This is a genomic window from Sediminibacterium soli, from assembly GCF_009939225.1.
GTDB classification, from domain to species: domain Bacteria; phylum Bacteroidota; class Bacteroidia; order Chitinophagales; family Chitinophagaceae; genus Sediminibacterium; species Sediminibacterium soli.
The window spans coordinates 1,178,399-1,193,631 of sequence record NZ_JAACJR010000008.1 but is presented as its reverse complement, the minus strand read 5'-3'; the positions used below and the strand labels follow the sequence as shown (position 1 = coordinate 1,193,631).

9 protein-coding genes are annotated in these 15,233 nt (G+C 50.8%); 7 read left to right on the top strand and 2 right to left on the bottom strand.

Annotated elements, in window-relative coordinates:
• Positions 1-21 precede the first annotated feature (21 nt).
• From GWC94_RS12245 to GWC94_RS12225, 5 genes are all read left to right on the top strand, one after another.
• A complete protein-coding gene (locus GWC94_RS12245) occupies positions 22-591 on the top strand; it encodes an ester cyclase (RefSeq protein ID WP_161835304.1) in 570 nt (189 codons plus the stop codon).
• Positions 592-861: 270 nt separating this feature from the next.
• Positions 862-1,173 (top strand): hypothetical protein, encoded by a 312-nt coding sequence (locus GWC94_RS12240; protein WP_161835303.1) that lies wholly within the window; start codon positions 862-864, stop codon positions 1,171-1,173.
• A gap of 98 nt (positions 1,174-1,271) precedes the next feature.
• Positions 1,272-5,645 (top strand): CusA/CzcA family heavy metal efflux RND transporter, encoded by a 4,374-nt coding sequence (locus tag GWC94_RS12235; RefSeq protein WP_161835302.1) that lies wholly within the window; start codon positions 1,272-1,274, stop codon positions 5,643-5,645.
• 1 nt (position 5,646) lies between these two features.
• On the top strand, positions 5,647-6,939 hold the full coding sequence (locus tag GWC94_RS12230) for an efflux RND transporter periplasmic adaptor subunit (protein ID WP_161835301.1): 1,293 nt from the start codon (positions 5,647-5,649) through the stop codon (positions 6,937-6,939).
• 30 nt (positions 6,940-6,969) lie between these two features.
• Positions 6,970-7,362, top strand: coding sequence for a YkvA family protein (locus GWC94_RS12225; RefSeq protein WP_161835300.1), 393 nt, complete (start codon positions 6,970-6,972; stop codon positions 7,360-7,362).
• Between the two features lie 36 nt (positions 7,363-7,398).
• Here the strand turns inward: GWC94_RS12225 and GWC94_RS12220 are convergent, their stop codons facing one another.
• Positions 7,399-8,919, bottom strand: coding sequence for a hypothetical protein (locus GWC94_RS12220; protein ID WP_161835299.1), 1,521 nt, complete (start codon positions 8,917-8,919; stop codon positions 7,399-7,401).
• Positions 8,920-8,965: 46 nt separating this feature from the next.
• On the bottom strand, positions 8,966-10,627 hold the full coding sequence (locus GWC94_RS12215) for a UxaA family hydrolase (RefSeq protein ID WP_317163477.1): 1,662 nt from the start codon (positions 10,625-10,627) through the stop codon (positions 8,966-8,968).
• Between the two features lie 316 nt (positions 10,628-10,943).
• Between GWC94_RS12215 and GWC94_RS12210 the strand changes: the two genes are divergently transcribed.
• Entirely contained in the window at positions 10,944-11,813 is an 870-nt protein-coding gene (locus tag GWC94_RS12210; RefSeq protein ID WP_161835298.1) for an AraC family transcriptional regulator, read from the top strand.
• Positions 11,814-12,114: 301 nt separating this feature from the next.
• Positions 12,115-15,225: a SusC/RagA family TonB-linked outer membrane protein gene (locus tag GWC94_RS12205; protein ID WP_202628751.1), complete on the top strand. Its 3,111-nt coding sequence runs from the start codon at positions 12,115-12,117 to the stop codon at positions 15,223-15,225.
• Positions 15,226-15,233: the final 8 nt, after the last annotated feature.

Below are 15,233 nucleotides of genomic sequence, written 5' to 3'. Positions count from 1 at the left end.
TTCACCATAAAAAACAACAAAATGAAAAACAAGTTCTCCGGCTTTGTTTTCCCGGCAATCATTGCCGCAATGTTACTGGTGGCCTGTAACGGCAACGAAAAATCTTCCACGGCAAAAAATGACACCAAAACAGGCAATTCCTCTGCGGATAACGAAGAGCTGACGCAGGAAAGACTTCGGCGTTTTGACAGTCTTGACTTCCAGTTTTACAGTCACCAGCAATGGGACAGCTTTGCAATAAGTCACGATAAGGATATCCGGGTTATCTATCCGGATGGAATGGTTACCACCGGGTTGTCTCCGCAGCATATTGACATGCTCACACCCATGTTCACGTTTGCACCCGATACCAAAATCACCAGCCACCCGGTAAAGTTTGGCAGCGGCGACTGGACGGCCGTTATCGGTGAAATGGAAGGCACATTCTCGAAGCCGATGAACATAGGCAATGGCAAATTCATTCAGCCAACCGGAAAAAAATTCAAACTCACCATGTCAACCATCGGGCACTGGAAGGGTGGAAAGATGATAGAAGAATACCTGCATTGGGATAACCAGTCGCTGATGAAACAAATTGGCCTGGCACAGTAATCCATGGTACACAAGTATCTCCGGAAGGGTGATTGCTTAAGCCGCGCTCGGGTAGATAGGTCGCGGTAAGTTTTCCGGAAGTCAGAGCTGGATAAAGTCGGCAAGCGGGCAGACAATTCATGGGGATCAGGAAAATCCGGTGATTTTGTCTGCCTGCTTGCCGTATCCGTCTCTCATTGCTTTCCCGGTCGCGCGACACCCACCCGGGGTAATTAATGCTACCGCCAGCCGGTCTCAATAGCTTGGCATAGATTTTATATTTTTGTGTCAATGGTCAAATGGTTATACAAGATATTGTTTGTTGCCATCGGCATGTCTTTTTTTATCTCCGCCACGGAAATGGACCTTGGCGAGGCGCATAACACTTTCTTCGACGAGTACGATACCTACCTCAAAACCGAGCAGGTAGCTGTTTCTCTTGACCAGGCATACCAGCGGCAGGAGCTGACCGGGTTGCTTACTTTTTCCTATCCATACCATCCCTTACCGGTACCCTGCCTCCGCACCGCAGCGAACGTGCCTATCTGCTGTGGCGTTTCACCCGCCCGGTTATTTCTCCGCAATTCGGTCTGGCGTATCTGATATTCACTGCAACTTTGGTAACGGCGTTTGCCGGTTACCCTGTCTGCATGTATGCCGATGCGGGAGCGTAGGTCTTTTTGTTCATCAATTCTTGTTCCATGAACGTTTTTGACAGGATCATCCATTTTTCCATTTACCACAAGCTGGTCATAGGATTCTTTACGCTGGTGCTTGTTGCCTGGGGTATCTACTCGGCCGTTCACCTGCCCATCGATGCCCAGCCCGATATTACCAATAACCAGGTGCAGATCAGCACCAACGCACCTACATTGGGTGCGCAGGAGGTGGAACAGTACATCACGGCGCCGATTGAACTGTCACTTGCCAATATCCCAAGGGTCATTGAAAGCCGCTCTATTTCGCGTTCGGGTCTGTCGGTGATAACGATTGTTTTTGACGACGGGGCCGATATTTTCTGGGCAAGACAGCAGGTAGCCGAACGGCTGAAAGAGGCCGAAGCGGAGATACCGCATGATGCCGGCACCCCGGTTATGTCACCCATCTCCACCGGGCTCGGCGAGATATACCAGTACGTGATCAAACCAAAACCCGGCTATGAAAATAAATACACGGCCACGGATCTGCGGACCATCCAGGACTGGCTGGTGACCAGGCAGCTGGCGGGTACGCCGGGCGTGGCGGAAATCAACGGTTGGGGCGGGTTTGTGAAGCAGTACGAAGTGGCCGTTGACAACGAGCGGCTGAACGCGATGAATGTAACCATCCCCGAATTGTTCACCGCCCTGCAGAATAACAATGAGAATGCCGGCGGTTCTTATATTGAACAGCAGAACAACGCCTATTTTATCAGGGGACTGGGCAAGATCAATTCACTTGCAGATATCGAAAAGATCGTGATCAGGAATGTAAACGGGGTTCCGGTGCTGGTACGCGATGTTGCCAGGGTGCAATACGGCGCGGCCACCCGGTACGGGGCCGTTACCTACAACGGCAAGGGAGAGGTGGTGGCAGGTGTTGTACTGATGCTGAAAGGAGAAAACTTCAACGAGGTTATCAAACGCGTAAAAGCGCGTATTGTGCAGATAGAGCGCTCGCTGCCCGAAGGAATCGTGATAGAACCGTTCATCGACCGAACAGAACTGGTAGGCAGGGCCATCAGCACAGTGGAACACAACCTGATCGAGGGCGCTTTGATCGTGGTATTCGTGCTGGTGCTGTTGCTCGGTAACCTGCGGGCCGGGTTAATTGTTGCCTCTGTGATTCCCCTGGCCATGCTGTTTGCAATAGCCATGATGCGGCTCTTTGGCGTTTCGGGTAACCTGATGAGCCTGGGCGCGATAGATTTCGGACTGATCGTAGACGGCGCCGTTATCATCGTGGAAGCAACCCTGCATCACCTGTACGGACGAAAAGACAAAAAACTGCTCACCAGCCAGGAAATGAACGAAGAGGTGTATCAATCCGCTTCCAAGATCCGTACATCGGCGGCTTTTGGTGAGATCATCATCCTGATCGTTTACCTGCCCATACTGGCACTGGTTGGCATAGAAGGCAAGATGTTCCGCCCCATGGCAGAAACCGTGGCATTCGCCATACTGGGCGCATTCATTCTTTCGCTTACCTATGTGCCGATGATCAGTGCTTTGGTGCTGAGCAGAAAAACAGAACACAAACGAAGTATTTCCGACCGCATCATGGAAGGCATACAGCGTATTTACCTGCCTGTATTGAACGCCTCGTTCAGAATCAAAGCCCTGATCGTTGCCGCTTCCGTGCTGGTGCTTGTGATCACCTATTTTGTTTTTAAAGGACTGGGCGGAGAATTCATACCCACGCTGGAGGAAGGCGATTTTGCACTTGAAATGCGCCTGGGGCAGGGAACCTCGCTGTCAAACACGATCGAATTGTACAGCAAGGCGGAAGCCATACTGAAACAGGCCATACCCGAAATCAAAACAGCGGTTACCCGCATCGGAACGGCAGAGATACCCACAGACCCGATGCCCATGGAAGGTGGCGACATGATGCTGGCGATGAAACCGAAAGAGGAATGGACAACGGCTTCCACACAGGAGGAAATGATCGGAAAAATAGAAAAAGCAGTGGCCGTTATTCCCGGTCTCGCAGCCGAAGTGTCGCAGCCCATGCAGATGCGCTTTAATGAACTGATATCGGGTATCAAACAGGATGTGGCCATCAAGATCTTCGGGGATGATGTGGGCGAACTGGTGACGCAGTCCAACCGGGTGGCGGCGCTGATTGGTAAAGCGGAGGGCGTAACAGAGCCTTATGTTGAAAAGGTAACAGGGCTGCCGCAGATACTGGTTGAATATAACCGCGACAAAATTGCGCAATACGGGCTGAGCATTTCAGACGTGAACATGGTGCTGAAAACAGCGTATGCCGGCAATGTGGCCGGGGTTGTTTTCGAAGGCGAAAAACGGTTCAACATGGTGATACGCCTGACGGCGGAACAACGGCACGATATGGGTCTGATCCAAAACCTGTATATCCCTTTATCGGGTGGCGGTAAGATTCCGTTAAGCGAGGTGGCAACCGTCTCGCTGAAAAATGCGCCGGCGCAAACCTCGAGGGAAAATGGCAAGAGACGGATATTTGTAGGCTTCAACATACGCGGCAGGGATGTGGAAAGCGTGGTAAAGGAGATACAGGCATTGCTGGCGCAGAAGCTGCACCTGCCCGCAGGGTACTACATAACCTATGGCGGCCAGTTCGAGAACCTGCAGGCGGCAAAGCAGCGTCTGTCGATCGCCGTTCCCGTGGCGCTGCTGCTGATCATCATACTGCTGTATTTCACTTTTCATTCGATTAAACAGGCCCTGCTCATTTTTACAGCCGTGCCCCTGTCTGCCATCGGGGGCGTATTTGCCCTGCTTATACGCGACATGCCATTCAGTATTTCGGCCGGTGTGGGGTTCATCGCATTGTTCGGCGTGGCGGTATTGAACGGCATCGTGCTGATCGGTCAGTTCAACCGGTTAAAAGACGAAGGCGTCACCGATATCTATGAGCGGGTCCGGCAGGGCGCGCTTATCCGGCTCAGACCGGTGATTATGACGGCTTCCGTGGCATCGCTTGGGTTTCTGCCGATGGCATTGTCTGCATCGGCCGGAGCCGAAGTGCAGAAGCCGCTGGCCACAGTGGTTATCGGCGGACTGATCACTGCCACTTTACTCACACTGATCGTTCTGCCGGTACTGTATATTTTATTTTCTCGTGAAGGAAAAAAAAGTAACATGAAACGGGTAACAGTCATCCCATTGTTTGCGGTTCTGGCCGGCGCCTCGCTGTTTACTTCTGTAAAGGCAGGTGCGCAGGTGCGCTCCATTACCCTGCAAAGCGCAGTGGCCACCGCTGTTCAGCATAACCTGCAGGTAAAAAGCGCCGGTATAGCCGTGCAGCAGCGAACGGCCCTGCAGGCAACCGCATACGATATTCCGCGAACGGATGTAGTGCTGCAGCAGGATGCGGCCGATGGGGGCAGCCAGGGAAACAGCATCGGCGTTATCCAGGCTTTTTCACTGCCTGTTGTCTATAAAAACCAGTCAAGGTTACTCGATGCGCAAACCCGGCTGTCGAAAGCGGAACAGGATATCGCACTGTTCGAGATCACCCGGCAGGTGAAACTGGCCTATAACAATTTTCAGTTCAGCTACCAGAGAAGAAAACTGTTTCATTCGCTGGACAGCATTTACAGCGAGTTCAGGCAAAGAGCCGAATTGCGTCAAAAAGTGGGTGAAACGTCCAACCTCGAAAAATATGCGGCCCAAAGCAAATATTACGAAATACAGCTCCAGATAAAACAAACCACGCTGGACCTGCAGACAGCGCAGATTGTGCTGCAAAAACTGTTGAATACACAGGACAGCCTGGAGCCGGCAGATAGCACACTTGTTAAGATACCGCTGGACTTTTTGATCGATACCTCGCTTGAAGGCCATCCCCAGACAGCATTTTACCGGCAGCAGTTACAGGTAGCCAATGCAGAATGGCAGCTGGAAAAAACCAAACGGCTGCCTGACCTGAACCTGGGCTACTATCACCAGTTCCTGGTACCGGGCTTTGATCCGGCACATATCGGAAGAGAGTATACGCCCGGAACAAGGATCGCGGGTTTCCAGGTAGGACTTAGCGTGCCGCTGTTCTATGGCGCACAAAGGGCCAGGATCAATGCAGCCAGGATCAACACACAACTGGTGCAGACACAGGCGCAGGCCGCAAAAACGGGTCTGCAGGCGCAATACCTATCGCAATACAACGAATACCTGAAGCAAAAAGAAGGTCTTGATTACTATGAACAGATAGGATTGCAGCAGACCGATAAGATCATCCGCATTTCGCAGGTCAGTTACCGGCTTGGTGAGATAGGGTACGTGGAATATATCCAGAACCTGTCCATGGCATTCGACACCAGGCTGAAATACCTGGATGCGCTTAACCAGTATAACCAGGCCATCATTCAATTAAACTACATTACAGGAGGACAATAGCATGATACAGACTCATAGCATTATTTCAGAAAACACGCGTAGGCCAAAGCATGGCTTCTTCAATACCCTGCTGGGTTTGCTTTCGGCGATGGTTTTGCTGGGCCTGGTTTCCTGTGGTCAGTCAAAAACAAAAACCACAGCGGAAACCGAAACAAAAGCCGATACGGCGCAGCAGGAAGAAAATATTGCAGAGGTTACCGCCGGACAAATGAAAGCCGTAGGCATTGAACTGGTGATGATGGAAAGACAGAACCTGTCCAGTGTTGTAAAAGCCAGCGGGCAGTTAACGGTGCCGCCGCAAAACAGGGCGGTGGTCAATGCCCTGGTGGGCGGCGTAATCAAAAGGATACAGGTTATCGAAGGGCAGCAGGTCAGGAGCGGACAAACGGTTGTGGTGATAGAGAATCCCGATTTTATCCGGTTGCAGCAGGACTACCTTACTTCCAAAGACAATATCGTTTACCTGGCGCAGGAATACGAACGGCAGCGGGTATTACAGGAAGCGGATGCCGGCATCGGCAAAGTATACCAGCAGGCATCGGCAAATTATGCAGCAGAACAATCGCGGATACAAACGCTGGAAGCGCAGCTGCGGCAGATCCATATCAACCCGGCGCAGATCCGCAGGGCCAACCTGGTTACACAGGTGCCGGTGCTGGCGCCCATCAGCGGCACAGTGGGCCGGATACACCTTGGCGTGGGAACCTATACCGATGCATCGAACCCCATCATGGAGATCGTTAACAACAGCGTAATTTTCTGCGACCTGCAGGTATTTGAAAAAGATATGGCCAAAGTGCAGACAGGACAAACCGTGAATTTTATTCTCACCAACCAGAACGATAAGCGGGTTTCGGGGCGGGTATACGGCATCAACAAAACACTGGACACGGGCACAAGAGCGGCCACCGTGCACGCGCGGGTGGATAATATCGCTCCCCTGCACCTGATTGCCGGGCAGTATGTTACCGCCCTGATAGAAACAGGAAAGCAACTGGTGCAGGCCGTGCCCCGGGATGCGATCGTGAAAGCAAACGACAAGACATACATCTTTGTACTCGAAGGAATGGAAAAGGAGCCGGTAAAAAAAGATGCGGGCGATAAAGAGACCGATGCAAAAGCAGTGCAGGAAAAATACCGGTTTGCCATGACCGAAGTGGTAACCGGTGTGGAAGAACTGGGTTATGTGGAGGTACGCTTACTCGCTCCCCTGAAGCCCGGCACCAAGATCGTCAGCAAAGGCGCATTTTACCTCTATGCCAGCATGCAGAACACCGAAACCGACGATCTCTGATGTTTATACAACCATTATCAATTACTTGTTATGGGGTTATTGGCAAAATTAAAACAAAGAGCCAGGCAGCTTAAGTCGGAAGTGCAGGTGTTGATATTGGCTTATAAAGACAGGCGCACGCCGGTAATGGCTAAAATACTCATCGGTATTACGGTGGGGTATTTGTTGAGTCCTGTTGACCTGATCCCCGATTTCATACCGGTGCTGGGGCTGCTGGATGACCTGATCATTGTACCCGCCCTGATTGCCTTATCCATCAAACTGATTCCACCGGTTGTATTGGAAGAGGCACGGGAACAACTGAAGCGCAACGGGCAGTTATACAAAAAGAGCAACTACCTGGCGGCCGCCATTATTGCGCTGATCTGGATAGCCATTCTGTATTTCCTGTTCACGAAAGCCCGGCATGCATGGTTTGCCTGATGCCGTGCAGGATGAAATATTTTTCAGCGCTGTATTTTACCGCGGCTGCATGGCCCGCGCCTTCAGCTGTGCATAGTATAAACTTTTCGGCTTCAGCTCTTCTGCATTCAGCCCTTCCCATTCGCCATCGGGGCGGTTTTTGAGACGGCCCTCGTATTTCTGCCCTTTTGTGCCGATGGAATAATTTTTACCATTTACCCAGGGACTCTGCACTGCCGCGCGTTTAACGGTGCAGTTCCACATAACCTGCGTAACACCGGCCCAGCCATGCCCGCTTCCCCAGTTACCCCGGTCCTGTATATTGAGTTCACCATCGGTTACAATATTGTCGAACAAAGTGCCGACGGCCCAGCGGTGGTGCGGCCCTATATCGGCATGCGTTCGTTTGGCTGTGCAGTTCACAAATACATTGGGCCCGCATACACGTGCGCCGGTAACAAAATCATGACGCCCGTCAGTGGCATGGCAGTTTGCGAACAGGTTCAGCTGACCGGTGTTGTTGAACGAATACCGTCTTCCGCCCGTGATGATGGATTTGTGATCGAAGCAGTTTGCATTCAATACAGAAATATTTTTTGCGCCGTCCTCAAGGTTCACGCAGGAGTAACCAAAGTACCTGGCAGTGACATTCCTGATCCATCCGTTTTCAAGGTTATCGAATTTTATCGCATCCCATCCATGGTCTTCCGCTGTATCGGATGCATAGGCAGATTCAAAATACATGTTCTCTATTCCCACCTGCGAAATCCTTCCGGGAAAACTGTATTTGAATATTTCGCCACCGCCATATTTTGTTTCCATGGCCAGTACCACAGGGTTGTCGATCAAGATTGTATTCCCGTCTATTCCGGTGATCACCCGCTCAAACTGCAGGTTGTATTCTTTCGGCTGCCATTGCCGCGTGCCGTCTCTTTCCTCTATACGGTCCATCTGAAGGTCACGGATCCAGGCCGCCGTACCCGGTCTGAACAGGATGATCCTGTCGCCGGTTTTGTACACCGAGGCATTGCTTATATGAAACGAACGCGCGCCAACCGGAACATAGTCATCGGTGATCCTGGTTCTTGTTCCCTGTACCTCCGTGATACTGCCCGTACCGGCTGCTGCAAATGCAGCCACTTGTTTTTTTGCCGTGGCCAGGATCCTTGTTCCTTCGATATTATCTCCTTCACCCCGCAATACCACTCCGCTTGCCTGTATGTTAACCGATTCGGGAATATAGTAAGTGCCTTTTTTCAGAAGAATGGCTCCCCTGAAACCGTTTGCATCTGCAGGCAGTTTGGCCACCTCCGCAACAGCCGCTTCGATCAGTTCTTCCGAACTGCCGCTGGTGGCAGGCGAAATGGTTTTTACGACGGCAACAAAAGGGATCTCTTTATCGCCGCCGCAATATCCCACGCCACTGAAATCGGGAATGGTATTGCCTTTTTCATCCGGTGTATAACGCAGTGATCCGTCTGCCAGCTGCTGAACGAATCCGGACGACCATTCTTTGGGCGAAAGAACAAAAGCGCACAGGGCGATAACGGGTATCAAAACAAATTTTTGTAAACGCATGGTGCTGATATAAGCTGGTGTAAATCGGTTTTGAACGGAATATTGGTTATAACGATACGCCGCGTTTCCAGGGTATGAAATCATCCTGCGCCAGTTGCACGGCTTTCGGAATGATCTCACCTCCCGCAACTTTGATGCAGAACGCCAGTATTTCTTCTCCCATTTGCTGGATGGTCTTTTTCCCGCTGATGATATCCCCTGTATCGATATCGATGATATCGGCCATTTTTTTCGAGAGCCTGGTATTGGTCGACAGCTTGATGGTGGGCGCAACGGGATTACCGGTGGGTGTGCCCAAGCCGGTGGTGAATAAGATCAGCGTGGCGCCCGATGCGGCTTTGCCGGTGGTGGCCTCCACATCATTACCGGGTGTGCACACAAGACTCAGTCCGGGTGTAAGCGCCGGTTCTGTATAATCCAATACGGAAACAACGGGCGAAGTGCCGCCTTTGCGCGCGGCGCCGGTGGATTTTATCGCGTCGGTGATCAGGCCGTCCTTGATATTACCCGGCGAGGGGTTCATATGAAAACCGGAACCTGCACGCAATGCCGTTTCCTGGTACGACTGCATCAGTTGCATGAACTTGTCGGCCGCTTCCCGGGTCACACAGCGATCGATCAGTTCCTGTTCAGCGCCGCATAATTCCGGAAATTCGGCCAGCAATATTTTTCCGCCCAGCGCCACCAGCAGATCGGAAGCATAGCCTACGGCAGGATTGGCTGAAATACCGCTGAAACCATCGCTGCCGCCGCATTTCACACCGATACATAATTCGCTCAGCGGCGCGGGTGTGCGTTCCAGCCGGTTGATCTGTGTCATCCCGATAAAAGAATCGCGGATAGCGGTGCAGACAAGCTGTTCTTCGCTTATGGTGTCCTGCTGTTCAAAAACCAGCAATGGCTTGTCAAAAGAGGGATTTCTTTTTTTGATATCGTCCAGTAACTGCGATACCTGCAGGTGCTGGCAACCAAGACTCAGTACGGTAATACCGCCTACGTTAGGATGATCGGCATAGGCAGCAAGCAGGGCGCTTAACGTGGCCGCATCCTGCCGCGTGCCTCCGCAGCCACCGCTGTGGGTAAGAAACTTGATGCCGTCTACATTTTTGAAATAACGTTCTTCCTTTACCGCAGCGGCAGGATTCAGGTCCAGGGTTGTCATATCTTCTCCTGCATCGTATGCCTGCAGCAATTGCCTGGTATAGCGCTTGTACCGGTCGGTAACCGCATAGCCCAGTTCGTTCCATAGGGCCTCGCGTATCACATCCAGGTTCCTGTTCTCGCAAAATACGGTGGGAATAAAAAGCCAGTAGTTGGCCGTGCCCACGCGGCCATCCCCCCGTTTATAACCATTGAAGGTTTTGTTCCGGAATGCGGATACATCAGGCGCCGTCCATTGATACTGTGTTCCCCGGAACCCATAATGGCCCGCCGCATGTTTGGTGTTATCGGTGGTCATCAGCTCCCCGCTCCTGATATCTGCCTGCAGCTTGCCAACCAGTACGCCATACATGATTACCTCTTCGCCGGCATGCATATCGCTGATAAAAAATTTATGTTTGGCGCGGATCGTTGTTTTTAATTCAACCCGTTTGTCCTCTACAAGAAACGAACTGCCCCCGACCAGATCGGTAAGCGCCACCAGAACATTATCATGCGGATGGATTTTCAGGAAAGGTTTTTCCGACACTTCAGCCATATCGTTCATGTGCACATTTATTTTTAAGAAAATACGGTTATGTAAGCAGCCTTTTTTACGAAACAAATAAAGAATTTAAGAAAACGTTTTCGTTGCCGGTAATTGTCTTACTATTCAACAATATTAACATAGGTTAGGTATTGAATATGAAATATTGCGAAGGAAAATCTGCAGTTGCGTCACCATCATTAGCCGATCAGATTGGTTGACTTTTAGCGCTTGTTTTTGGATGAACGGCAGGTGCGGTTGTATTTTTTTTGAAAAAAACTAAGCTATATTGGCTCCGCAAAGCCTGGCACCAACGATTGCATGTAAACTAAGCTGAATGAGACCTCAATTACTTAAAGTCTCCAGAGAGCCGCGTCATTCATTTTCCGTCCGGCAGGACCTGGTGCCTTACATCAACAACCGGTGGCATTATCATTCGGAAGTGGAACTGATACACTTCAGAAAAGGAGAAGGCACACAATTCATAGGAGATAACATCAAAAGATTCAAGTCGGGCGATGTATTGCTGGTGGGCTCCAATCTGCCGCATTACTGGCGCTTTGACGACGTGTATTTTGAACCGGCGAGCGAGGCCAGGGCAGATGTACGCGTGGCGCATTTTGGAGAGGATTTCTGGGGATCCGGTTTTTTGGATCTGCCCGAAACCCTCAATATCAAAATGATCCTGGAAAAAGCCAAACGCGGACTGAAGATCACGGGTAAAACAAAAACAGCGGTGGCCGATATCCTGCAAAGGCTGCTGTCGGCCGACGGCCCCACGCGCATTATGCTGCTCATGGAGGCTTTGTCTACGATTGCCGATTGCCGGCAGCTGGTATCGCTTTCCTCCATCGGTTTTAAACCGGATCTGGCCGAAGCCGAGAGCGATCGCATCAACGCTATCTACGAATTCAGCCTGCGGCATTTTAAGCGCAATATCACCCTGGAAGAGATCGCAGCTGTTGCCAATGTGAGCCCGAATTCTTTTTGCAGGTATTTCAAATCCAGGACCCGGAAAACCTATTCACAGTTCCTTATCGAGATACGTGTAGGTTATGCGTGTAAACTGCTGATTGAAAATTGCATGAGTGTTAAACAGCTCTGCTATGAAAGCGGCTTTAATAACTTCACCAGTTTTCACAAATATTTTAAAGCCATAACGGGCAAAAGTCCCCTGATCTACCAGAAAGAATTTATTTTGCGATAACCGGCTGCTTATGGCAAAGATTTTTTTTGCAATAGGTACCGACACAAAATATCTTCTCTTTGGGGAATGTGGCTGTTCTCCTTCCAATAGTTGTTGCACCATTGTTATTATGCGTTTGCCCGTGTCAAAATAGCTTAACACTCGGATAATTTTCTGAACGACGCAACCCCCAAAACAGGTTTTCTTGCATTGAATCGGGAAACCGGTTCATGATTGGGTGCCGTTGCTGTTACAGCAGCACCCGATCAGCCAAACAAAACCTAACGAAGGCCATGCAAATGGCGCCAAAACTGCCTGCCACATGAACAAGAGATCTGTTTCTCCTGCTTCGTATTTGAGTTTTTATCACTCGATGCGGATGCTGTTGCTGCTTGTTATTCTGCTTAGTACAGCAACCGGTTATTCACAGTCAAAAAAAGTAAACGGCACCATCCGCGACGGAAAAGGTGCACCCGTTGCCGGTGTATCGGTGAAGGTAAAGAACAGCGCTTCGGGCGGAACGGTAAGCGATGCCGATGGTAAATTCTCGCTCACCGTACCCGGTCCGGCAGCCGTACTGGGTTTCAGTTTTGTAGGCTATCTCGACCGGGAAGAAAGAGTAGGTGACCGCAGCGCCATTGATATTGTCCTGAACGAGTCTGCCTCTAACCTGGAAGACGTGGTGGTGATCGGCTACGGCGGTCTGGCCAAAAAGAAAGATGCCACAGGCGCTACGGCGCAGGTGAATGCAAAAGCCATTGCAGAGAAAAACCCGGTTACACTGTTCGATGCATTGCAGGGTCAGGCAGCAGGCGTGCTGATCACAAACGATAACGGCGATCCCGCAGGCCAGGGCACCATCCAGATACGGGGCGCCTCCACGATCAACGCAGAGGGCAACGGCCCGCTTTGGGTGATTGACGGTGTGCTTAGCGAAAATGGAAGGTTCCTGAACCCCGCAGATATTGAGACCATCGATATCTTAAAAGACGCATCCTCGGCCGCTATTTATGGTGCAAGAGGCGCCAACGGCGTGATACTGGTTACCACCAAAAAAGGAAAAGGTGGGAAACCGAGTATCAACCTTAACTATTATCACCTGTTTGGAAAACTGGCGCATAAACTGAGAACCACCACCGCTGCCGAATTGCGGGCATACCGCGCCAGCCGCGATAATAACAGCGGCTATAACGCGGATTCCACCAACCCCTATCTCAATGCCGATAACGATTACCAGGACCTTCTCTTTAAAACCGCTCATAAACAGGTGGCATCCGTAAGCGTCAGCGGAGGCGGAAGCGGATTGAACTATTATGGTGGTGTTACCTATACAGACGATCAGTCCATCGTGCTCAACAGCTGGATCAAACGTGTGCAGTCCAAGATCAATGTGGGGTATACCGCGGGCAAGTTTTCGGTGACCAATAACCTGAGTTTTGCCTGGGAAACCGGTAACACGATTCCCGTAGGCAACTCTGCCAAACAGGTGTTCGAAAGAAATCCCTGGACCAGCATCTATCGCCCCGATGGCTCTTACGCCAGTTATGTGGAGTCGAAAAGAAACCCGGTGGCACAGGCGCTGTTCAACAGGGATATCGACAACAACTACGTGGTGCAGTTCAATACAACCCTGAGTTACCAGCTGTTCAAAACGCTTAAGTATACCTCGTTGTTCAACGCGCAGCTCACAAACAATACCAACAACCAGTTCTCGCCAAGTTCGCTCACATCAGGCGGTACCGGCGATGCCACGGGCAGCAATACTTTTGAAAAAACGGTGAACTGGGAGGTGCAGGGTTATTTCAACTACAACGAAAAATTCGGATCCAAACACACCGTTGCGGCTACCCTGGGTTTCAGCGCGGATAAATGGAGAAACGATTACTACACGGTTGCCATGTCGAAGTATGTGACCGAAAATATCAATACCTCCAACGCAGGTCTGATTGACCTTACCAAAACCCGCACCACCGCCTGGGCGCGCTCCAATGCCAGCTTCTTCGGAAGGGTGAATTATAATTACGATGGCAAATACATTTTACAGGGAACCGTTCGGCGGGATGGCTCTTCCCGGTTCGGCGCCAATAACAAATGGGGTAATTTCTTTTCCGTTTCGGCGGCCTGGAGATTTACACAGGAAAAATTCATGAGCTGGACCAGGGATGTGCTGTATGACGGCAAACTCCGGTACAGCCGCGGAAGAACGGGTAACGATGCCATCGGTAACTACGCATCGTACACGGTGATGAGTTTTGGCCAGTACTATAACGGGCAGATCGGTGCGGGTATCAATACAACGCTCGGCAACAACATCATCCAGTGGGAAACCACTTCCGATAACAACTACGGCATCGACCTTTCTTTCCTCAAGGGAAGACTGACTTTCTCGGTGGACTACTATACAAAACTCACCAAAGATCTTTTGTACAGGGATGAACTGGCCAAGGAATCGGGCGGTTCTGCCGTAACGGTGAATGTGGGTTCGATCAGGAACACAGGACTTGAATTTACCGTAACGGGAACGCCTGTTTCCACCAAGAATTTTACCTGGGATGTGTCAGCCAACCTCACTTTCCAGGATGCGCGTATTGAACAGCTTGCAGGCGGCGCCTCTTTCATCGCCGGAAACAAATGGCTGATCCGGGAAGGAGGAAGACTGGGTGATTTCTATATCTGGAAAAATCTGGGTGTATATGCTTACGACCAGTCGAATGCATACGATGGCAGCTGGAACAAACTGAACCCGGTATTCGATGCCAGCGGAGCATTCACCGGTTACACCGATAACACCGGGAAAAGCTATACAGGCACCATCAACCAGCTAAAGAGAAACGGTATTGTGCTGCAGGGCGGTGACACGGAATGGCTGGATGTAAACAAAGACGGAATCATCGACGAAACCGATAAAGTGATCGGAGGCAACGGTCTGCCCACCCGTTTCTTCGGTATCAGCAACACGTTCCGATACAAAAATATCTCCCTGAACATATTCATCAACGGACAGTTTGGAAACGATATCTATAACCTGGTAAGAAACCAGCAGAACGAGAACCGTTCCACCTATACACCGCCTATATGGGATGCCGTTCTGTATGCCTGGAGAAAACAGGGCGATGCAACCGTGTATCCCTATTTCAACCGCCGCGACGACAGGGGAAGCATATCAACCGGTTACAACAGCCTGTATGTGGAAGACGGCTCGTTTATCCGGTTGTCGAGCGTTCGTTTGAATTACACATTCGCGCCCAAACTGGTAAACAAGGTTAAGCTGAAAGGCGCCAGTGTATATGTGTATGGCAACAACCTGCTGATGTGGACCAACTACTCATGGTACGATCCCGAGTTCTCCTCAAGAGGACTGACCATCGGTGAAGACGGAGGCAAGTATCCCAAACGCAGGGAAGTGGGTGTGGGTGTAAACGTTAATTTCTAAAACAGCAA

Coding starts and splice junctions, on each gene's coding strand:
- GWC94_RS12230 (WP_161835301.1), top strand. CDS start 5,647: ATGATACAGACTCATAGCATTATTTCAGAAAACACGCGTAGGCCAAAG.
- GWC94_RS12220 (WP_161835299.1), bottom strand. CDS start 8,919: ATGCGTTTACAAAAATTTGTTTTGATACCCGTTATCGCCCTGTGCGCT.
- GWC94_RS12240 (WP_161835303.1), top strand. CDS start 862: ATGGTCAAATGGTTATACAAGATATTGTTTGTTGCCATCGGCATGTCT.
- GWC94_RS12205 (WP_202628751.1), top strand. CDS start 12,115: ATGAACAAGAGATCTGTTTCTCCTGCTTCGTATTTGAGTTTTTATCAC.
- GWC94_RS12225 (WP_161835300.1), top strand. CDS start 6,970: ATGGGGTTATTGGCAAAATTAAAACAAAGAGCCAGGCAGCTTAAGTCG.
- GWC94_RS12210 (WP_161835298.1), top strand. CDS start 10,944: ATGAGACCTCAATTACTTAAAGTCTCCAGAGAGCCGCGTCATTCATTT.
- GWC94_RS12235 (WP_161835302.1), top strand. CDS start 1,272: ATGAACGTTTTTGACAGGATCATCCATTTTTCCATTTACCACAAGCTG.
- GWC94_RS12215 (WP_317163477.1), bottom strand. CDS start 10,627: ATGAACGATATGGCTGAAGTGTCGGAAAAACCTTTCCTGAAAATCCAT.
- GWC94_RS12245 (WP_161835304.1), top strand. CDS start 22: ATGAAAAACAAGTTCTCCGGCTTTGTTTTCCCGGCAATCATTGCCGCA.